The 21,855-nt window shown below is 71.6% G+C and carries 12 protein-coding genes; 8 read left to right on the top strand and 4 right to left on the bottom strand.

All coding sequences use genetic code 11. The annotated features are described in order from the left end of the window. The first annotated feature begins 489 nt into the window (after positions 1–489). On the top strand, positions 490–4,440 hold the full coding sequence (locus ACOJVX_RS10695; protein WP_422647482.1) for a Dyp-type peroxidase: 3,951 nt from the start codon (positions 490–492) through the stop codon (positions 4,438–4,440). A gap of 753 nt (positions 4,441–5,193) precedes the next feature. Here the strand turns inward: ACOJVX_RS10695 and ykgO are convergent. Next, complete coding sequence (gene ykgO, locus ACOJVX_RS10690; protein ID WP_016698990.1) at positions 5,194–5,316, bottom strand: type B 50S ribosomal protein L36; 123 nt, start codon at positions 5,314–5,316, stop codon at positions 5,194–5,196. A gap of 346 nt (positions 5,317–5,662) precedes the next feature. Here ykgO and ACOJVX_RS10685 point away from each other — a divergent pair, with 346 nt between their 5' ends. Then, positions 5,663–6,472, top strand: coding sequence for a class I SAM-dependent methyltransferase (locus ACOJVX_RS10685; protein ID WP_030107181.1), 810 nt, complete (start codon positions 5,663–5,665; stop codon positions 6,470–6,472). 335 nt (positions 6,473–6,807) lie between these two features. Here the strand turns inward: ACOJVX_RS10685 and ACOJVX_RS10680 are convergent, their stop codons facing one another. Next, on the bottom strand, positions 6,808–8,100 hold the full coding sequence (locus ACOJVX_RS10680) for an MFS transporter (protein WP_030228382.1): 1,293 nt from the start codon (positions 8,098–8,100) through the stop codon (positions 6,808–6,810). 124 nt (positions 8,101–8,224) lie between these two features. On the opposite strand from ACOJVX_RS10680, the gene ACOJVX_RS10675 reads away from it, so the two are divergent. From ACOJVX_RS10675 to ACOJVX_RS10655, 5 genes are all read left to right on the top strand, one after another. Further along, on the top strand, positions 8,225–8,776 hold the full coding sequence (locus tag ACOJVX_RS10675; protein WP_162147338.1) for a TetR/AcrR family transcriptional regulator: 552 nt from the start codon (positions 8,225–8,227) through the stop codon (positions 8,774–8,776). Between the two features lie 390 nt (positions 8,777–9,166). Further along, positions 9,167–10,993 carry an ABC transporter ATP-binding protein gene (locus tag ACOJVX_RS10670; RefSeq protein ID WP_030107177.1) on the top strand — a complete coding sequence of 609 codons (1,827 nt, stop codon included), beginning with the start codon at positions 9,167–9,169 and terminating at the stop codon, positions 10,991–10,993. After that, complete coding sequence (locus tag ACOJVX_RS10665; protein WP_026420389.1) at positions 10,990–12,735, top strand: ABC transporter ATP-binding protein; 1,746 nt, start codon at positions 10,990–10,992, stop codon at positions 12,733–12,735. Before ACOJVX_RS10670 ends, ACOJVX_RS10665 begins: the two co-directional genes overlap by 4 nt. An 859-nt stretch (positions 12,736–13,594) precedes the next feature. After that, the gene (locus ACOJVX_RS10660; RefSeq protein ID WP_051314328.1) at positions 13,595–14,818 is read left to right on the top strand and encodes an acyl-CoA dehydrogenase family protein; all 1,224 of its coding nucleotides are present in this window, start codon (positions 13,595–13,597) and stop codon (positions 14,816–14,818) included. 463 nt (positions 14,819–15,281) lie between these two features. Then, positions 15,282–16,334, top strand: coding sequence for a methyltransferase (locus ACOJVX_RS10655; RefSeq protein WP_245588943.1), 1,053 nt, complete (start codon positions 15,282–15,284; stop codon positions 16,332–16,334). Between the two features lie 118 nt (positions 16,335–16,452). Here the strand turns inward: ACOJVX_RS10655 and ACOJVX_RS10650 are convergent, their stop codons facing one another. Then, on the bottom strand, positions 16,453–18,024 hold the full coding sequence (locus ACOJVX_RS10650; RefSeq protein WP_422647481.1) for an aspartate aminotransferase family protein: 1,572 nt from the start codon (positions 18,022–18,024) through the stop codon (positions 16,453–16,455). A gap of 275 nt (positions 18,025–18,299) precedes the next feature. Between ACOJVX_RS10650 and ACOJVX_RS10645 the strand changes: the two genes are divergently transcribed. Beyond that, entirely contained in the window at positions 18,300–19,415 is a 1,116-nt protein-coding gene (locus ACOJVX_RS10645; RefSeq protein WP_418154627.1) for an FAD-dependent oxidoreductase, read from the top strand. A gap of 362 nt (positions 19,416–19,777) precedes the next feature. On the opposite strand, the gene ACOJVX_RS10640 is transcribed toward ACOJVX_RS10645, so the two are convergent. Continuing rightward, positions 19,778–21,730 carry an AMP-binding protein gene (locus ACOJVX_RS10640; protein ID WP_422647480.1) on the bottom strand — a complete coding sequence of 651 codons (1,953 nt, stop codon included), beginning with the start codon at positions 21,728–21,730 and terminating at the stop codon, positions 19,778–19,780. Positions 21,731–21,855: the final 125 nt, after the last annotated feature.

Here is a 21,855-nt window from a genome sequence, read left to right as displayed (position 1 = left end):
CGTCGCCGGCCGGCCCTCCCCCACCGAATTCCTCCTCAAGGTGGCGGCCCTTCAGGGGAACCACCGGGCTATGTCACCCAGGTTTCCCCATTCTTTCCCACTGTCGAGTGATTGTTGACGCGTTACCTCGTCGCTATCTTGTCGGGTGCCCGCCGGGACGGTGGCGCGCACCATCCACGATTTCCGTTCTCCGCCGCCCACCCCGCCGTCACACGACAGAAACGGCCGCATTGCCTGTTCCTCCCCGCGCTCCGGACCAACGAACCGGAGGACGGTTCTCGCTCTTCGGGACCCCCGTCTCCCCTGGTCAGCCGCGTGGTGATCGGCCACCGGCCGGCATGCGCGAGCGCGGGTCCCGTTCTCACACCGCACCCGGTTGGCGCGCGGCGAGATTTCCTCCACCACGAAGAACCGTGATGCGTCCGGACGGGTGACACGCACACGGCCGAGCAGTACCTCAGTTCCGAATTCCCCACGGAAAGGGAAACAGTGCCCGATTCAACGACCAGTACCGAGTCCACGGAAACGACGGTCCCCGCACCCAGGAACGTTCCCCTCGCGCGCCCGGTTCCCCCCGGTGACGTCCTCGGCGGCAACGAGGTGTGGCGCCACGTCCAGCGCGGTCTGGTCTACCCGTCCCCGCACGCCCTCTTCGCGACGTTCTGGCGAGCGCCGGAGGGCACCAAGATCACCCTGGCGCTGCTGCGGCGGGTCATGTCCTCGCTCCGGGACATCATCCACTCCCGCTTCGGTGACGCCAACACCACCGCCGTGGTCGGCGTGGGGTTCGGCCTGTGGAACGAGATCTGCGCCGCGGAGGGCATGGAACCCCCGACCGGGATGCGCTTCGACCTGCCCGCGAAACGGAAGGACGGGTCGCCCACGTCCACGGTGTTCGAGCGGTCCGGCGGGACCCTCGTCGACTCCGACGCCGACCTGTGGTTCCACCTCAAGTCCGACGAGGAGGGGCACTGCGACGGGGTCTACCAGGAGTTGGAGCGTCTCCTCGACGAGGAGGGGTGCGTCGCCCGGCACCGGGAGCAGCAGCGGGCCGACACCAAGGCGACGGGTGAGAAGAAGCTGGGCGGCAAGGTCCTGGGCTGCCGGTTCTCCGAGAACCTCAACAACCCGACCGATCCGGTGACCCTGGAGACCCACACGATCGTCGGCAACGAGGACCCGGCCTACGCCGGGTCCTCGTTCGTACTGGCCCAGCGGTTCGCGTTCAACTGGGAACACATCCTCAACATGGGCCCCGACCAGATCGAGGACCTCGTCGGGCGCACCTCGGAGGACATCATCGTCCCCACCAGGGACGAACGCAGCCACATCAAGTGCGCCCGGGCGCAGGACGCCCAGGGCGACACGATGCGGATACTCCGGCTCGGGCTCCCCTACGGGCGCAGCGACGCCACCACCAACAACGACCTCCGGTTCAAGGGCGCCAGCCTCCGCGACGAGCAGGGGGTCTACTTCGCCGGCTACGCGCGGCGCGCCGGCATCCTGGAGACCATCATGGACCGGCAGGTGGGCTCGCACGAGGGTCACATGGCGGACCGGTTGCTCTCCACCGTCCACTCCAACCTCGGCGGCGTCTACTTCGTGCCCAGCGCCACCGTGCTGGGGCTGGACCTGCCAGACCTGGACGACCTCGACGAGGTCGGGTGGGACGACTTCCCCGGCATGGACTGGAGTCGACTCGACCGGCACTTCACCGAGCGGTCCACCAACGGCCTGATGTTCTACAACCACCGCGACTGGCTCTACCAGATGAGCACCGCCGCCGGTGAGGACCGCGACCACTACCTGCCCCCCACCAAGCGGGTGCTCCGGCTGGTCGCGGCGGCGTTCTCCCGCTGGCAGGACAACTGGTACTTCGACCGCGTCCAGCAGGAACCCGAGCACCTGTCGTACTACCTCACCCGCGAACTCGGCGCGGAGGCGGCCGAGGAGATCATGGCGCGGCCGGTGATGGAACGCATGGGGTGGACGGTGCGCCTCGGCCTCGGCAGCGTCTTCGCCAGCGAGGAGTACGGGTTCCGGGGGCGGCGGCGCGACGCCGAGGGCAACTGGGTCAACGGCGCCGACACCTACCACATCGAACCGCTCGAACTGATCGTCGGCGGCATGCCCACCCTCGGGTTGGGCCAGGGCAAGTACGTCATCGACTACACCCGGGACGACGAGAAGCTCGCCAACTTCTTCCAGAACCTCGGCCCGGCCTCGGGGGTGGGCCACGTGGTCCCCGGCTACGAGAAGCTGCTGAGGCGGGGCCTCGGCGGGCTCGCCGAGGACGTCGCCGCCCTGCGGGACGCCGCCGAGGACGAGGACACCCGGCTGTTCTACACCGCCGTGCACCTGGCCCTGGAGGGGGTCCGCGCCCACTGCCTGGCCTTCGCGGAGCTCGCGGCGGCCACGGCGGACGCCCTGCCGGCCACGCGGGAGGTCGAGCGCGCCAACCTCGCCGAGGTCGAGTCACGGATGCGGCGGTTGTCCACCGACGCCCCGGAGACGCTGCTGGAGGCGGCCCAGCTGATCTTCACCATGCACTCCTGCCTGCACCTCATCGGGGAGCCGACGGCGATCGGGCGGCTGGACCAGCTGTTGCAGCCCTTCTACGAGTCCGACATCGCCTCGGGCGTGCTCAGCCCCGCCAACGAGGACGAGCAGGCCCAGGAGATCCTCGACTGCCTGTGGGTCAAGCTGGGCGGGAACGTGCTGTGGAACCGCATGTTCGTCGACGACCACCAGCCCGACGGGAACATGGCGATGGGCGGGATGGCCGGCAACTACCCCCAGGGCGCGGCCAACAACCAGTGGGTGCAGCAGATCACCGTGGGTGGCACGGTGGCCAACGACTCCCCGGGCAGCGGTGACCCGGCCTACAACCGCATGACCATGCTGTGCCTGCGCGCCGCCCGCCGGCTGCCGCTGAACGCGCCCTGCCTGTCCCTGCGGGTGCGCCGGGACATGCCGGCGGAGTACGCGGAGGAGGCGGCCAAGGCCCTGCTCAGCGGTGGCGCGCACCCGATCCTGATCAACGACGAGAAGGTCATCCCCGGTCTGGTCCGCAGCGGCGAGGAGATCGGCGACGGGCCGGACACCGGCGAGTACACCCCGGTGCGGGAGAGGGCCGGCGACTCCTGGAGCAGCGAGGTGCCCCTCGAGGTCGCCCGCGACTACGCCTGCGACGGGTGCTACGAACCCCAGTTCGTCGGCAAGAACTGGTTCACCCTCGGCGGGCTCAACACCCTCCAGCTGCTGGAGGCCACCCTCAACCGGGGCAAGTCGTGGTTGACCGCCGGACCGATGTGGTTCCGGGGGCAGCGGGTCTCGTTCACCTCGCCGAAGCCGAACGACATCGGCTCCTTCGAGGAGGTGCTGGACATCTTCTTCAGGCACCTGTCCTGGTCGTACGCCAAGCAGGTGGACGGCCAGCTCGGCGTCTACGGGAAGATGAGCGCGGTCTGCCCGTCCCCGCTGCTGTCGGTCTTCGTCGACGACTGCCTGGAGAAGGGCATGGACTACTACGCCGGCGGGGCCCGCTACAACGTGATCGGGCCGTGCTTCACGGCGTTGCCGAACACGATCAACTCGTTGTGGGCGGTGCGGAAGCTGGTCTTCGACGAGACGACCGCCGTGACCTCGCTGCCCGAGCTCGTCGAGGCGCTGATGTGCGACTGGGGCGAGTCGATGGTCGAACCCTTCGTGAGCACGCTGGCCGGGGAGGGCCGCATCGCCGCGCGGGCGGAGCGGTTCCGCGACCTGCGGGCCGCCGCGCTGGCCCTGCCCCGGTACGGCCGGGGGGACCAGGAGGTCGACGCCTTCGGCGACGAGTTCCTCCAGCGGGTGTCCGCCACCGTGATGAGCACCCTCACCGACCCGGCCCAGCCGACCGCGCGGACGCTGGTCGAGCTGGCGGAGCGGTACGGGAGCCCGGAGCACCCGTTCGGGATCCAGCTCCAGCCGGGGGTGGGGACCTTCGAGAACTACCTGGAGTTCGGTGCGATGTGCGGTGCCTCCGCCGAGGGGCGGCGGGCCGGCGAACCGTTGGCCACCGACCTGAGCCCGACCCCCAGTCCCGCCGACCGGCCGGTGGACCACCAGGAGGCCGACTTCCTGACCACGCTGCGCGGGATGACCGGGGCGGGCAGCGAGTCGTTCTGGGACATCGCCCCGACCGACTACAACATCCGGGAGGACTTCGGGCTGGACGCGCTGACCCGCGTCATCCGCGAGTTCGCCTCGGGTGAGGGGTCCAACCTGCTGACGGTGACGTGCGCCAACCCGGAGACCTTCGAGGGCGCGTGCCGCGACCCCGAGAAGTACGACGTGGTGCGCGTGCGGATGGGCGGCTGGTCGGAGTTCTTCATCTCGATGTTCCCGGCCCACCAGCGCACCCACCAGCGCCGTCCGATCAGCGTGATGACGGAGGGCTGAGGAAGGGACAGCGGGCCGCCGACTGCGGCACCGGATCGAGCGTGCCGGCTGGCTCCACCACTCCGGTGGTGGGCTGGCCGGTCGCCGGCCGGTCGCCGGCTGTGCGGCGGTCAGCCGCGACCGGTGATGCCCGGCGTCCCGTCGCCCCACCGGGCGGGGCGACCGCGAGGAACGGGGCGGTCGCGGGTTCGCGGCCTCCCGGACGATCGCTGGCTGGTGGGCGAGCCCCGCGCGCCGGTGCCCCGGCCACCTCGCCCTGGTCGTTGCAGGGCGGGCTGGGCCGCGAACGCCGGCGGGCCTGGTGCCGGCCTGGGTCTCCCCTGGCCGTCGCCCGGGGTCCGGCGGCGGGCTTGGCTGGCGTGGAGTGCCTCGCGCCGGGTGGGATGTCGTCCACTCCGGCCCGGCGAGGACGGGCGCGGCGCGAGGGTGGAACCGCGGCGGACTCGGTCCCTGACTCGGGACGCCGGCACCTCCGTCGCGGCCACCCGCCGCCCGTGGACCAGGTTCGCTCGACCGCGCTCGGGGTGCTCCCGCGTCACCACCAGCTCGGCGGCGCCCCTCACCGAGCCATCGCGGGATGGGGCGCCGCTGGCGAGCGGGGACGCGGTCGTGGGCCGGGCCGACATGAGGCGCGGGCCTCCCCGGGCCGCTCCTCCCGGGGAAGGCACCGGGTCGCGTGCGGCGGAGGCGGTGCGGCCTCCGCCGCCGGAGCGGCCTTTCACGGACCGGGAGTTCCCGCCCCCGGGGCGCGGTTCACGCCTGGCGGGCCTTGTTGCGGGGATCCCGCTTGTTGATCACGTACACCTTGCCCCGGCGCCGCACGACCTGGGCCCCGGGCTTCTTCTTCAGCGATCGCAGTGACCTGCGGACCTTCATGAGCTTCTCCTTCGTGTCGACGGCCCTCGTGGCGGTGCCCCGGCACCGGGACCCGGTGGGGCGGAGCCCTCGTCCGCCCTGCGGGGCGGAGGGAGGCGTCCCCGTGCGGCGCCCCGGGTGGTGCCCCTGGGCGGGGCACCACCGTCGTGGATGGGAGGGCATCCCCGGACACCGTACACGACAACGATTTTCATTTTCATCCATGCTCATCATTCCCGGCCGACGACACCCAGGATCGGGCGTGAGACGGGGCGAACACCCGGCGCCGGACCACCGGAGGAGGCCGGGAACCCTGGCCCACTGGAGCCACACCCGCCTTCGGGCTGAAATGATTATCATTCTCGACATGACCGCGCATCGACTTCCGGTGGACCGCCCCTCCTTCGACACGGCGACGGCCCACTTCGACGAACTCGGACGTCACCTGTGGGAACCGATCGGGGCGGCCACGGTGGCCGCCCTGGCGCTCCGCCCCGGGGAACGGGTCCTGGACGCCTGCTGCGGGACCGGGGCCTCGGCACTGCCCAGCGCCCGACTGGTGGGACCGGACGGCACCGTGGACGCCGTCGACATCTCGGATCCGATGATCGACCGCCTGCGGCGGCATGCCTCCGACCTGCCCCAGCTCCGCGCCTCCTCGGCCGACGTCACCACCTGGGAGCCCTCGGGGTACGACGTCGTCCAGGCCGTGCTCGGCATCTTCTTCTTCCCCGACATGGCTGCCGGCACCGATCACCTCGTCAGCCGGGCACGGGTCGGGGGCCGCGTGGGGTTGACCGTCTGGCGGCGCGGGGCGATGGAGGCGGCGGGCGCGCGCCTGGGCAGGGCCGTGTCCGAGGTGCTCGGGACCCCGCCCTCCGGGCCGCCCCCGTCCCCGCCGCCGGCCCGGGACATCCGGACGGTCGAGGGCTTCACGGACTGGCTGCGGGACCGGGGCCTGCACGACGTCGTGGTGCGGGTCCACGAACACCGGCTGCCCATGACGCCCGACATCGCCTGGCTCGTGGTCCTCGGCTCCGGCTTCCGCGCGGCCCTCGACCCCCTCGACGAGGAGGGGATCGAGGCGGTCCGCGGCCGCTACCTGGAGCTCCTCGCCGAGGACGACGTGACCGAGCTGGACGCGACAACCCTGGTGGGCACCGGGAGTCGGCGCTGAGGCCGGATGACGGTCGCCACCCGAGGAAGTCGGTGGACTCGGCCGGGTGCGAAAACCATTTCCAGGAATCACCATTCCCGCACCGAGAGTCATGAGCCGGAAACGGGATGCGACATCCTATTCGCCCGCGCCCGCCGCGAAGCCGGTTTCGGGGCTGTCGCCGCGCGGCTCGCGCGGAACTCCCCTTCCCCACCGCGACCGACAATGTTCCCGGCGCATTTCCCGGGAGAGGCCGACACCACCGGCGCCGGGAGCGTCCGCCCGCTCCATCCCGGCGGCGGGGGCGGCGGGGGCGGCGGGGGCGGACATGAGCCGACCGCCGCCCCCGAGGTAGCTCAGCCGCCCGCCGTGGTTCCGCCGGACACGTGCCGCCTCGTCCAGGCGAGCGCGACGGCGGCACCGGCGAGCGTGACCAGGACGGAGCTGGCGATCATGACCGGGTACCCGGTGACGCCCGCCAGCCCCAGCCCGACCGAACTGAGGACGATCCGGCACATCCCGATCATGGACATCGGGATCGTGTAGTCGGTCGCGGCCGAACTCTTCCTGGCCAGCTCCATCGAGATGGTCGACACCCACGTCATCTTGGCCCCGTAGGCGACGGCCATGACCACCAACGCCCCGGCCGTCAGCCCGTACCCGCCGCCGCCGAACGCCAGGGGCAGCAGGCATGCCGTCGCGACCGCCCCCACCACCCCGGTCACCACGACGGGAGCGGAACGGCCGAACCGGGTGATCAGGGCGCCCGCCACCAGGGCGACGGCGGCCTGCGCCGCGACCGCCAGCGTGTACTGGACCAGCGCGATCTCGTCGAGCGACCAGTCGACCGCCAGCAGCATCGCGGACTGCGGAGCGGACGCGAGCCAGTCACCGAGCAGGAAGACGGGGATCACCAGCAGCGTCCAGACGGCGGTCCGCCGCTGGCGGAAGAAGCTGAGCAGCGCCCGCCAGGGCTCCGACCGGTTGGCGGGCCGCACGACCGGCTCGACGAGCCGCGCCAGCACGGCGAGGGGGATGAGGAAGACCGCCGCCAGGGCCAGCAGGGTCGTCGTCCAACCCGCGTGGGAGTAGAGGAACAGGGCGCCGCCGGAGCCGATGAGGATGGACAGGCTCGCCGCCGCGACCTGGATGCCGTTGGCGACGCCGTAGTCGCTCGGCGGCAGCAGGCGGACCGCCATGCCGTTGATCGCGGTGTCGTGGAAGGCCGAGATGACCAGGAGCAGCGTCATCAGCACCAGGGTGGGCCCCAGGTTGTCCACGGGATCGAGTCCGGCGAGGACGACGAGTAACAGGACGAGCACGACCTGCGTCGACAGCAGCCACGTGCGGTAGTGGCCGAACCGGACCGAGCCGAACCGGTCGATCACCGGACCGATGAGGAAGCGGCTGAAGTAGACGACGCCGAGCAGGTTGATCAGCGCCACCGTGCCCAGGGAGACCCCCCGGCCGAGCAGGATCGTGCCGAGCGCTCCGAAGAAGAACGAGTAGCCGATGTCGGCGACCAGGAACAGCGCGGTGATGACGCCGAGCCGGTGTGCTCGCCCCAGCTGGCCCGGTTCCGTTCGACCGGCCCGCCCGGGTGGGCCGGTCGTGGTCTCCGGTACGACACCGTGTTCAGTGCCCCGCATCGTCTCTCCCTACAATTGGCATGACTGACCGGCAGTCACGGTGAATACAACAGTTCGCGCAAACAGCGCTGTGTGCGGCACGGGATCGCGTTGTATACGCTGTTCCGGACCGAAAGGGGATGAGGTGGCACGCACGAAACCGGGCGAGCAGCGTCGCAGTGAATTGCTCGACGCCGCCGAATCACGCGTGCTTCAGGACGGCATCGACTCCCTCACGGTCGATGACATCACCGTTGGTGCCGGCGTCGCGAAGGGGACCTTCTACCTCCATTTCACGAACAAGGACGATCTTCTCGGTGCCCTGCGGGACCGGTACGTCCAGCGGTTCGTGAGCAACCAGCGGCAGGCTGCCGAGCCCAGCGGGGGTGTCGACAAGATCGAACGGTGGATCCTCAGCGGGATCGACGAGTACCGGCGTGACGTCCGGCTGCACGACCTGCTGTTCCACCACCCGTCCCGGCCAGAGGGCCCCGAGGACAACCCGGCGGTGGACGCGCTGCGCGACCTGCTGGTCGAGATCGGGGCGACGATCCCCGACCCCACGGCGACGGCGGTGATCCTCTACCACGCGATGCACGGGACGGCCGACCACATCCTGCACACACCGGCGGACGAGGACCGCATGCTCGCCGAGGTGACCCGGCTCTGCCGGATCCTGCTCGCGCCCGCGACCTGAGCACCCGGGCCCCGGGGGCCTGACCCGCCCGCCCCGGCCGGGCCTCGGGGTGTCCACGGGGGCTCGCGCGCGCCCCCACCCGTCGTCGGGCACCCGGCACCACGCCGTCTCGCAACGCCCTCACCGCCTCGCTCCGGAAGTCACCTCCCGGCTCCCGTGGTTCGCCCGTTGGTGTGCACGGCCTCCGCCGGGGTACCCAACGCCCGGTCCGGCGGACGACCCTGGTTCGACCTTTCCGATTAGGTTAGCCTAGCCTTGAGTGGTGACTGACTGCCAGTCATTCCGTCGCCCCGGGGCCGGTCCCGGCGCCACACAGGCAGCCGACCAGGCACGCCGACCGCGCCCTGACCACGCGGCGACGCGACATGACCTCCACGACGAGGAAGGCTCATGACAACGACGGACACGACCACGGCGGAGCGCACCGCCCCACTCGACAACCCCCCACGCGGCCCCGCCGAGGAGGACAACCCCACCCTGGTCCGGGTCGGCGCGGCGGCTCGCCTCCTCCGGCCGGTCCGTCGCCACTTCATCACCTGTGGGGTGCTGTCCGCGCTCGCCGCCGCGGCGGGATTCCTCCCCTACCTGGCCATCGCCGAGATCGCCCGTGCGGTGCTCACCGCACCCAGCGCTGCTGCCGCCGCCCCCACGGTCTGGACCTGGGTCGCGATCGGTGGCCTGGGGGCGATGCTGCGCCTGGTGCTGCTGGGCTTCTCCTCCCACGTGGGCCACTACGCGGACGCCGAGATGCTCAGGGACATCCGGGTCCGGCTGGTGCGGCGGCTGGGGGTGATCCCCCTCGGCTGGTTCCGCTCGGCCGGCTCCGGCCAGGTGAAGAAGACCATGACCGACGACCTGGAGGAGATGCACCAGCTGATCGCGCACGCCCTCGGTGAGATCACCGCCGGGGCGACGGCGATCCTCGTCGGGTTCGGGTACCTGCTGTTCGTGGACTGGCGGATGGCGCTGATCACGCTGGCCGTCCCGGCGATGATGCTGCTCGCCTACCGCGTCTCGATGCGTTCGATGCCCGCCCACATGGCTCGGCTGCTCGCGGCCGAGGGGCGGATCAGCGCGGCCAGCGTCGAGTACGCCGACGGGATCAGCGTCGTGAAGGCCTTCGGCACCAACGGCCGACTGCTCGACCGGTTCGGCGCCGCCGTGCGGGAGCACACCGCGGCGATGCGCACCTGGGTCTCCGAGGTCCGGTACAGCTCGGCGTTGTGCCAGCTCTTCAACTCCGAGGTCACGGTCCTCGCGGTCGTCTTCGCGGCGGGGCTCGGTTTCGTCACGGCCGGGGAGCTCACCTTCGTCGACATCCTGCCGTTCCTGGTGGTGGGCGTGGGTCTGCCGACCTCCCTCACCCCGTTGATCCAGGGCAACCAGGGTCTGCGCAAGGCACGGATGGCGGCGGGGCGCATCGACGCCCTGCTCAACCGGGAGGCCCTGCCGGAGCCCGCCGAGCCCAGGACCCCGACCGGGCACGACATCGAGCTCGACCGGGTCACCTTCTCCTACGACGGGGCCACCAACGCGGTGGAGGACGTCAGCGTGCGCTGCCAGCCGGGCACCGTGACCGCGCTGGTCGGGCCGTCCGGCGCGGGCAAGACCACGCTGGCCAGCCTGCTCCCCCGGTTCTACGACGTGACCGGCGGAGCGATCCGCATCGGCGGGGTCGACGTCCGGGACATGTCCTCCGAGACCCTGCTGTCCTCGATGACGCTGGTCTTCCAGGACGTGGCGCTGCTGCGGGACACGGTGACGGAGAACATCAGGATCGGTCGTCCGGGCGCCTCCGACGAGCAGGTGCGCGAGGCGGCGCGGGCGGCCCAGATCCACGACGTGATCGAACGCCTCCCGCAGGGCTACGACACCGTGCTCGACGCGGTGGGTGGCGGGCTGTCCGGAGGTGAACGGCAGCGGCTGACCATCGCGCGCGCGATCCTGGCCGCCGCTCCGGTGGTGGTGTTGGACGAGGCCACCGCCGCCCTCGACCCGGACGGGGAGGCCGCCGTCCAGGACGCGCTGGCCACCCTGATCGCCGGTAAGACGGTGATCGTGATCGCCCACCGGCTGCACACCATCGCCAGCGCCGACCAGATCCTGGTCCTGGAGGGTGGTCGGGTCGCCGAGGTCGGGTCGCACCCCGTCCTCCTCGCCCGCAACGGCCTGTACGCGCGGATGTGGCGGGCCCAGCAGAACGGAGACACGGCATGATCCGCCACCTGTACCGCCTGTACCCGCATCCCGGGGTGCTGGTGCGGATGGGACTGCTGCACCTGGTCCTGGCGATCCTCCAGGGCGTGCTGCTCGGCATGTTGGTGCCGATCCTGCGGGCGCTGCTGCGTCCGGAACCGGATCTCGCCGCCGCCACGCCGTGGCTGGTCGCCGGGGCGGTGGGCGCCGCCGTGTACGGGGTGTTGAAGATGATCGCCACCCCGGTGGGCTTCGCCGCGAGCATGAGCCTGGCAGCCCAGCTGCGGCACCGCCTGATGCGGCACGCCGCGACCCTGCCGCTGGGCTGGTTCACCGGGGGGAACAAGGCGAAGCTGTCCCGCACGGTGACCACGTCGGCCGGCAACGTGGCCCAGCTGGCCTCCACGTTCGGACCACCGGCGATCACCGGCACCGTCGTGCCGGCGACGGTCGTGGTGGTGACCTTCTTCGTCGACTGGCGGTTGGCGCTGCTGTTCCTGGCGATCCTGCCGGTGGCCTTCCTCGCCCTGCGGCGCGCCGGGCGGATCACCGCCGAGGCGGACCGCGAGCTCGACGAGGCGGCCACGGAGATCGCGGGCCGGGCGATCGAGATGGGGCAGGCCCAGCCGGTGCTGCGGGCGGCCGGTCACGGCACCACCGGCACCGCCCGGATGCGGCACGCGCTGGACGAACACCGCACGCGGTACCGCAAGGGCCTGCGTCGTTCGCTGGTCCCCGACCTGACCTACACCGCCGTGGTGATGGTGGGGTTCGTCGCGGTGATGGTGCTGGGTGCGCAGTTCCTGCTCAGCGGCACCCTCCAGGTCGCCGACGCGGTCGCGTTGCTGGTGCTGGCGGTGCGGTTCCTGGAGCCGCTCGGCACCCTGACGGAGCTGCTGGGCACCCTGCACGCGATGGACAACTCCGTGACCCGGGTCGAGAACATCCTGTACACCCCGGCGTTGAAGCACCACCCGAAGCCGGTGCGCGAGTTGAAGGACGCGACGATCGAGTTCTCCGACGTCACCTACTCCTACGGAGGGACGCCGGCGTTGTCCGGGGTGTCCTTCCGGTGCCGGCCCGGCACGACCACCGCGCTGGTCGGGCCGTCCGGGTCGGGCAAGACCACGGTCACCCGGCTGATCGCCCGGTTCTTCGACGTCGACTCCGGCAGCGTGCGGGTCGGCGGCGTGGACGTCCGGGAACTCGACCACCAGGTGCTGCTCAGCGACGTGGCCATCGTGTTCCAGGACGTGTACCTGTTCGACACGACGATCGAGGAGAACCTGCGGATCGCCCAGCCGGACGCGACCCACGAGGAGCTGATGGCGGCGGCGCGGGCGGCCCGGCTCAACGAGGTCGTGGCCCGGTTGCCGCAGGGTTGGCAGACGAAGGTCGGGGAGGGGGGCGCCCAGCTGTCGGGAGGCGAGCGGCAGCGGGTGTCGATCGCCCGGGCGTTCCTCAAGAAGGCGCGGGTGGTGCTGCTCGACGAGGCCGGGTCGGCGCTGGACCCGGAGAACGAGGGCGCGATCAGCGAGGCGATCGCGAACCTGTCGCAGGACCCGAACCGGACGGTGATCGTGATCGCGCACCGGCCGGCGACGCTGGCCACCGCCGACCACGTGATCGCGCTGGACGGCGGCCGGGTCTCCGAGGCGGGGACCCCCAGCGAGCTGCGGGCGACCGGGGGCACCTTCGCCCGGTTGTACAACCAGTACGAGCACGCGCGGAGCTGGCACATCGGGGCGGCACCGGCCCCCTGATCCGCCACCGCCGACGTCCCGGCCGGGGAGGTCAGCCCGGCCGGGACGGGTCTGTCCCGTGCCCGCGCGATGCGCACCGGGTGGTACGCGGCGGATCTCCCCTCGGGTGTCCGGCGGATCGGTGCGCTCCGGCTCGCCCGGTGTGCCGGCTGGCGCGCGCCTGCGGGATGGGGCGGCTGGTGTTCGGGAAGGGCGACGCGTGAGCGCCATCCCCTTTCTCGGGCACTCCCGGGCCCGTGTGCGGGAAAGCGCGTCGCCGGGGCGAGTCGGTGGGCCAACGGGAAATGGCGGTCCTCGCCCCCGGCGGCGGGGTTCGACGGGCACCCATTCGGGATTTCGCGCGGATCTCACCCGAACTCTCGCGGAATACTCGATCCCGGGTCGTCACCGTGGGCGGGATGCGACGCGGAGGGCTCGCCTTTTCGGGTGCCGCCGCCCCCACTGTCGGCGGGCCGTGTCATGTTCGGGCCGGGGTCGGGTCAAGGGACCGCGCCCTCCTCCAAGGGGGGCGTGTCGGGGGATCACCGGGCACACCCGTGCCGGGCGAGGTGCCCACGGCCGGGCTGGCGACGTCCGGCGCCCGCAGGGCTTGGAGCGGGGGTAATCCCAGGTCAACGAATGACGATGGGGGGTGACCGGGATGGCTCCACTCGGACCGAGCGGATGCGGCCGTTCCGACCAGTGGTCGGGCCCGCTCGGGGGGACGGCCGGCCGTCGAGGGGCCGGGCAGCCGATGGTGGTCTCCTCGCGCTGCCGATCGCTCCGCTGGCTGGCGGCACCGGTTCTACACCGAAGAGACGAGGTGTACACCTCCCGCACGTCTTGACAATTCGTTCCCATGATAAGTGAATAAGTAATCATGGATGAGGCTTACACTTACGAGCGCGGCGCCGACGTGATCTGGCCGGAGATTGATCACCTGATCCCGAAGTCCGTTTTCGCGGAACTGTCGGAGGAGGCGGAGGAAAACGACAGGAACGGACGGTTGTCGGATCGCAGTGTGGACATCCTGCGGTCCGCCGGGTATTTCGGCCTGCCGATTCCGACCGAGTTCGGTGGGAGTGGGGCCTCGTTGGCGGAGTGCTGTGCCGTGCAGCGGGCGGTGGGCGCGGCCGATCCCGCGCTGGCGGTCGGCGCGAACATGCACCTGTTCTCGCTGGGTTTCATGGTGGAGCACTGGCGTCGACACCAGGACGAGTCGGCCCAACTGCTCCGGGACGTGGCCCGGGACAACCTGGTGATCGGTTCGGCGTTCGCCGAACCGGGGCTGGGCGGCGCGCTCACCCGGTCCAACTGCCCGGCCCGCAGGGTGGGTGACAGCTGGATCGCCAACGGCGTGAAGGTGCCCTGCTCGCTGGCCGAGCGGAGCGACGTCCTGTGCCTCCAGGTGGTCGACGAGGCCGGCGGGCCGGAGAGCCTGGTCGTGGCGCTGCTGCCCACCAACAGCCCGGGGGTGTCGATCGACCGGACCTGGGACACCCTGGGGATGCGGGCGTCCGAGTCGGATGCGGTCCGGCTGACCGAGTGCGAGATCACCTCGGACATGGTGATCCACCGCAGCGAGCCGGGGTCAATGGGTGACGAGGTGTTCGCCGCGGGGCTCGGCTGGTTCTGCACCACGGCGACCGCGCTGTACCTGGGTGCGGTGTCCGCGTCGATCGACCAGGCCCGGGCCGCCCTGGCCAAGTCGCCGATCAGCCACCTGAGCGCGTCGAGGTCGGCGTTGCCGTCGTTCCAGGCCGCGCTCGGTGACATCTACGCGGAGGTGTTGCCGTTGGAGGCGGCCTGCGTGGGCCTGGCCCGCCAGCTGGACGAGGACAGGGTGGACCCTCGGACCCTGGCGCCGGCCCTGATGGCGCTCAAGCACCAGTCGGTGGAGATCGCCATCCGCGCGGTCGAGATGGCCTCCGAGCTGGTGGGGGTGGCCTCCTACTCGTCGAGCGGGACGGCGTCGCGCCTCATCCGGGACGTGCACGCGGTGCGCTTCCACCCACCGACGCGGTTCGTCACCCGGCAGGCGCTCGGGAGGTGGGCGCTGAACCTGCCGTGGAGCTTCGAACTGGCCGAGCGTCCGACCGACTAGTGGACCAGGCGGGTTTCCCCCCGCCCCGTACGGGGCGGACGGTGATCGGGTCGCCGGCCGAGCCCGTGCCCCGGTGGCCGGGCCCGGGCACGCTCGCCCCGGCGGTGTGGTTGTCGAGCCGGTGCCGTGCGCCGGTGTGGCCCTCGCGCCAGGAACCCGCTCCCCCGGTCGTCCCCCCTCCGCCGTCCCGCTCGGGTGGGAGGCCGGCGCGTGGTGCGGCAGCACCCACCCGCCGGCGGTCACCCAGGCTGCCCTCGTCCCGTCCCTCCTACCGCACGGTCCTGCTCCCCCTGGCCCGGCCCGAGAACGCGGCGCGGGTCAGCGGGGAGCCGGAGGGCCAGCCGGCCGGTACGACCTCCGGAGCGCCCCGGTGTTCCCGGCGTTCGCGGCGGCTCGGATCCGGCCGTTGACGCGTTCCGGCTTTGCTCACCCCCAACCGCTGAGAGAGGACACCATGTCGGAAATGACCGCCGCGGAGGTAGCGGCTCGTCGCAAGGTGATGCAGTGGCTGTTCGGCACGATGGCGACGCAGGTCGTGGGCGTGTCCGCCAGGTTGAACCTGGCCGAGGCCATCGGTGACGAGGAGGCACACGTCGACGACCTGGCCAAGGCCTACGACATCCCGGCGGAGCGGTTGAACAGGCTGCTGCGCGCGCTGGCCGCCCTGGGGCTCTGCGAGGAGCGGAGCCCGGGGAGTTTCGCGCTCAACGACGCCGGCTCCCTGCTGCGCCGGGACACGCCCCGGTCGCTGCACTACCTGGTGCTGCTGCTCACCGAGCCGGTGATGCAGGAGGCGTGGCTGAACCTGGGAACGAGCGTGCGAACCGGTCGGACGGCGTTCGAGGACCTCTTCGACGAGCCGGTGTTCCAGTACATGGCCAACAAGCCGGAGTTGTCGCAGTTGTTCAACGCGGCGATGAGCCAGCGCACCAGGTCCGACGGGGTGGCGGGGTCGCTGCCCGAGCACTACGACTTCGCCCGGTTCACCTCGCTGACCGACATCGGTGGCGGGGACGGCACCCTGCTCGCCGCGGTGCTCGCCGAGTTCCCCACGTTGAAGGGTGTCCTGTTCGACACCCCGCAGGGGGTGGCCGAGGCCAAGGCCACCCTCGACGGCGCCGGGTTGAGTGACCGCTGTGGCGTGGTGGGCGGTGACTTCTTCGACTCGGTCCCCTCGGGCTCCGACCTGTACATGATCAAGAGCGTGCTGCACAACTGGGATGACGAGCGGTGCGTCGAGATCCTCCGGCGCGTCAGGGCCGGCATCCCGCCGGAGGGCCGGTTGTTGATCATCGAGCCGGTTCTCCCCGAGGTCGTCAGCTCGGACACGGCCCGGATCGAGGCGGCCGAGGACCCGTACATGAGTGATCTGAACATGATGGTCCTCATCGGCGGCCGGGAACGGACCCGCACGGACTTCGAGAAGTTGTGCGGCGACTCCGGTTTCGCCGTCGAACGCGTCATCGACCTGCCGGCCGACGTGGACTTCAGCCTGGTGGAGGCCCGCCCGGTCTGACCGGTTCGCGACCCACCGCCGAGTACCGAGCACGCGGGGAGGTCGCACCGACACGCGGGCGGGGTTCACCGCCGTCCGGGGGCGGCACCGCGCACGGCGCCGCCCCCGGACGGGGTGGTCACGACAGCACCAGTCGGTCCCCGTCCTGGTCGCGCAGGGCGGTGAACAGCGAACGCAACGCCGTCTCCGTGCGGTCGATCTCCTCGTCGGTGATGTACAGGGAAGGCGAGAAGCGGAGGAAGCCGCTGCGCGGGCCGGCCGGCAAAACCCGGATGTGGTGCTCGCGGAGCAGGAAGCCGGCGAGGACGTAGCCGAGGAACCCGTGGGCCGCCTTCTCCCGGATCGCCTGGGAGGTGGCGTTCGACTGGTCCCGCAGTTCCAGGGCCAGCATGAGCCCGGTCCCCCAGACCGCGCTGACCACGTCGGAGTGGTCGGCGCGCACCGACTCCAGCATGGCCTCCAACCGCTGCCCGCGCTCCCGCACCCGCTGGTAGACGCGCCCGCCGTCGGCTTCGACCATCTCCAGCACCTTGAGCGCGATGGAGGCGGAGAGACCGTCCTTGGCGAAGGTCGAGCTGTGGATGACCTCCATCGCCGGCAGGAAGCGGTCCTGGCGGATCAGGGCCACCGAGTTCTTGACGATCCCGCCCCCGATGGCCTTGGCCAGCGTGTAGTAGTCGCCTCGGATGCCCAGGAGCGCGCTGCCGAAGAACGCCCCGGTGCGACCGATGCCGGTCTGCACCTCGTCGACGACCAGCGGGCAACCGAGGGTGTCGCGGAGCCGGTGGAGTTCCTCGGCCAGTTCCGGTGTCACCGTCTTCATCCCGGATCCCCCGCGCACGGGTTCGACGAAGATGGCGCCGACGACGGGGAAGTCCCGTTCGACGACCCGGACGGTGTCCTTGTCGAGGGACAGGGTGAGCACGCTCCGACGCTCCTCTTCGACGATCTTGCCGATGAGCTCCGGCTCGTCGGCGGGCAGGAAACGCGCCGGTGACGACAACGCGGTGAACGGGGTCCGCCAGGGTTCGTTCTGGGTGAGCTGGATGCTGCCGACGAGTTTGCCGTGGAAGGAGCCGTCCAGGGTGAGGAACAGCGGCCGTTCGGCGCGGCGTTCGTCGTTGTGGCGGTGGATCTCGGCGATGACGCCGTCGACGTCGCCCGCCCCGCCACCGACGAGGGGGAGGGAGGCGGTGTCCAGGGTGGCCGTTCCGGTGGTGAGGGCTTCCCTGGCGGTGTCGAGTTCGGCGTCGATCTCGGCGAACAGCGCGGTGATCCGCTCCTGCCGTTCGAGCTCCGCGTGCTTCATGCAGATCTCGTTGGCCTCGGCTCCGCTGTTGGCGAAGATGGCGTTGTAGCGGTCGTCACGGCCGGTCTCGCGCCGCATGATGTCGTTGAGGATGCGGCTGATCTGGTTGGCGCGGGGCTGTCGGGAGAGCTGGGCGTGGACGACTGTGCCGGCGTCCAGGGCGGCCTTGGCGTGGGCGATGATCTCGGGGTGGTTGTGCCCGAAGATGAGGGATCCGAAACCGCAGGCGTGGTCGAGGACCGGGACCTCCCTGCCCTCGTCGTCGAGGTAGTAGACCGTGTTCCCCTCGGCGCGGACGTACTCGACTCCGAGTCCCATGCTCGTCAGCCAGCCGTTCAGTACGGCGTCCGCGTAGACGGGCTCACCGGATGGATGGGTCATCACCAACCTCTTTCCTGTGCGGGGAACGTCCGTGCCGCCGACCGGTACCGGGAACGGCCGGCGCTGGGGTTCTCGGCATCGCGTCGCCCACCATGCCGGAACCGGCGGTGCGACGCGTGGGGGGACTGGTCACGTGACCATTCTCCGCCGTGCCGACCTCTTCATTAGAGTCGTTCTCCGCCACGGGTACAACGGGTCTACATCGCATGGCATAGAACGCGACTCCTACCACCGCCATATTGTTCCGCCATAATTTTCCCTGGAATAGTGGTACGGTGCGAAAATCAGCGGAAATCGCGGGCGCCGGCTTCGCGGGACTGACGGTCGCCACCGAACTCGCCCGTCTCGGGTGGCGGGTCCAGGTCCACGAATCCGCCGATCGGCCGCGCACCTTCGGCGCGGGGATCTTCCTCTGGGACAACGGCCTGCACGTCCTGCGGGAGCTCGGGGTCGTCGACCGGGTGCTGGCGGGCTGCCACGAGGCCGTGCTGTGGGAGGAGCGGACGGCCACCGGCGAGCGGATCGGCGTGCGCCCCCTGGCCGCGCGGGGCGGGCTGCGTCTGGTCACCCTGCCCCGCCACCGTCTCATGACGTCGCTGCTCTCGGCCGCGGGCGAGGCGGGAGTTCGGGTGCGGACGAGGTCCAGGGCGGTGGGCGCGGACCCCGACGGCGCGTTGCTGACCGCCGGTGGGCACCGGTGGGAGGCGGACCTGGTGGTGAGCGCCGAGGGCATCCGCTCCGCGCTGCGGGTCAGCCTGGGCGTGCCGACCGAGCACGTGGTGTTCTCCGCGGGAGCGTGCCGGTTGTTGGTGCCCTGGGGCCGGGTTCCGGGTGGCGGGGACATGTGGCGCCAGTACGTCAACTTCAGCGACTCCCGGTCCCGGCGGCGCGTGTTGTACGTGCCGTGCGGGAACGAGGTCGTGTACCTGCTGCTCGGGGCGGAGGAGACCGATCCGGCGTTGCGCCGACCGCTCGACCCGGGGCCGTGGTGCGCGACCTTCCCCCCGCTGCGGTCGCTGTTGTCCGAGCTGCCGCCGAGGCCTCGGTTCGACCGGTACGAGTCGCTGCGGCTCACCGCCTGGTCGGTGGGCCGGGTGGGTCTGGTCGGGGACGCGGCGCACGCCATGCCACCCACGCTGGGGCAGGGCGCGGGCACGGCGCTGTCGAACTCGCTGGCCCTGGCGCGTTCGGTGGACGGGTCGGGGGATGTCCAGGCGGGGTTGCGCTCGTGGGAGGCGGCGCAGCGGCCGATGGTGGACCTGACTCTGGAGGAATCGGTGCGGGGTGTGTCGTACATGTACCCGGGGCCGGGGTCCCCTGGGCTGGACGGGTGGCCGGGGAGCGCGTTCGACATCGCCGCCCACCGGGTGCCACCGCGTCGCGGCGGGTGAACCGGCGGTGGTGGGGGGCGCTGGTCGCCCGGATCGCGCCGTCGCCGCGTGGCGAGCCGGGGATGGCCCGGCGTTTCGGGTGGCCCGATGGGTGGCCCGTGCCCCTCCCCCTCGTCGTCCGGCGGTAGGGGCCGGCGGTCGAGTTCCGTGGTGTCCCGCTCCGTCGGCGCGGCGGTCCGTCATCCCCGGGGGCCCGCGCCGCTCCCGCCCCGCCGGAGGTTCGGGGTCGGCACCGGCCGGGCCCAACCCCGACCGCGCCGCGGCCGACGGTCGACGGGGGCGGCCGCTCGGTCGGCGGCGGGCAACCCGGTGGTCGCTGGCCACCCGGCGGGGTGCGGATGCGGGGTGGCCCTCCCCCGCCGCTACCGGTCCTCGGCGGCGAGGGCGCGCAACCGCTTCTTGTCCACCTTGCCGATGCCCAGGTAGGGCAGCGCGTCGACGAACTCCAGGCGCTCCGGGAGCTTGTAGCGGGCCAGGCCGCGGTGGACGAGGTACCGGCGGACGTCGACGAGCGTGGGCGGGGTCCCGTCGGCCACCACGAAGAGGCACACCTCCTCCCCGTAGCGGGGGTGGGGGCCGGCGACGGCCGCCGCCGACGCGATCGAGGGGTGCTCGGCCGCCATCAGTTCGAGCTCGACCGCCGAGATCTTCTCGCCGCCCCGGTTGATGACGTCCCGGTTGCGCCCCTCGACGATCAGGGAGCCGGAGGGGTGCACCCGGACCAGGTCCCCCGTCCGGTAGAAGCCGTCGGAGGTGAAGGTGCTCGCGTTGGACTCCTCGTCGCCGTAGTACCCGGCGACGGTGTAGGGGCCCCGGGTCAGCAGCGCGCCGAGTTCCCCCGGTGGCACCGGGTCGCCGGCGTCGTCGACGACCCGGATCTCGTCGGCCGGGGACGCCGGCCGGCCCTGGGTGTCGAACACGACCTCGTCGGTGTCGTCGAGGGCCGTGTAGCAGAGCAGTCCCTCGCTCATGCCGTAGCACTGCTGGACCTGGCACCCGAGCACGGCGGGCACCTCCTCCACCTGGCCTCGGCGTGGGCGGGCGCCGCCCACCTGCAGGACACGCAGGCTCGACAGGTCGTGGGTGGTGGCGCGGCCCGCGTCGACCCACCGTTCGACCAGGGCGGGGACGAGGGTGGTGTGGGTGACCCGTTCCCGTTCGACGAGGGCGAAGGCCTGTTCCGGTTCGGTGCTGGCTCCCAGGACGACACGTCCCCCGGCGGCGAGGGTGCCCAGCACCCCCGGGCAGCCCAGGACGAACCCGTGGGTGGCTGGCATGACGGCCAGGTACACCGACTCGGGTCCGACACCGGCCAGGGCGGGGGTGTGGCGCAGCTGGTAGCCGTAGGCCTCCTGGAGCCGGGGGATGACCTTGGGGGGTCCGGTGGTGCCGCTGGAGAGCAGGCACAACGCGGCCCGGTCGAGGTCGGGCGCGGGCTCGGCGGTGTCCTGGACCGCCGGTCCCCCGGCACCGTCCTCGGCGGGGGCGCACAGCGCGGCCAGGTCGACGCAGGAGGGGTCGGGCTCTCCGCTGAGCAACACGGTGCCCAGGCAGGCGTGTTCCTCCCGCAGCCGCTGGGCCATGGCGAGGTGGTCGAACCGCGCGTGCCGGCGGGGGACCGCGATGGCCACCGGGCGGGCCGTGCGGACGACGTGGTCGAGTTCGTAGTGCCGGAGGGCGATCGGCGTCATGATCGGGGTGGCGCCGATGCGGGACAGCGCGAGCGCCAGCACGACGAGTTCGGGCTCGTTGGGCAGTTGCACGACGACCATGTCGCCCGCGCGCACCCCGAGCGCGGTCAGCCGTGCCGCGGTCGCGCTCACCGCCGAGCGGAGCTCGCCGCGGGTCAGCCGGCGTTCGCCGGCGACGAGGGCGACCTGGTCGGCTTCGGCGGGGGCGTCGTCGAGCACGATCTGGTCGACGCGGTGGGGGATCCAGTAGCCGGCCGACCGGTACTCGGCCGCCCGCGCCGGTGAGATGCGCACCAGCCCGTCCTCGCCGGTTCGGGAAGCATCCCCGCCGGGGGCCGCGGTGTCGGTGGCCGGGGCCCCACCGCCGTTGACCGCGGGGGCGGCGTGCTCGTCCCCGGCCGCGGGGGTGGCGCCGGCGGCCTCGATGCGCGCGCTGAGCTCACCCAGGGTGTAGTCGTGTGCGTCCCACAGGTCGACCACGATGCCGTAGTCACGGCCGAGCCGGGCCTCCAGTTCCACGGTCTCGGTGGAATCGAGCGCGAGGTGAGCGCGCAACCGCAGGTCGGGCGCGATCTCCTGCTCCTCGACACCGAGTTCGGTCAGAATCCTTCGCAGTTCTTCCACGACGTCGCCCTCACCGCGCAGCAGGAATTGTCCGACACCTGATCAAGGTATTGCCGACGGCGCTCCGGAGAAATCCGACTCTGGTCGTAGAACCTTCAGTACCGAACGGCCAGTAGCCATACCAC

The sequence above is a fragment of the Actinoalloteichus caeruleus genome (assembly GCF_049311605.1).
Classification (GTDB): domain Bacteria; phylum Actinomycetota; class Actinomycetes; order Mycobacteriales; family Pseudonocardiaceae; genus Actinoalloteichus_B; species Actinoalloteichus_B caeruleus.
Note: the sequence above shows the minus strand (reverse complement) of the source record. Positions and strands in the feature narration are given on the sequence as shown.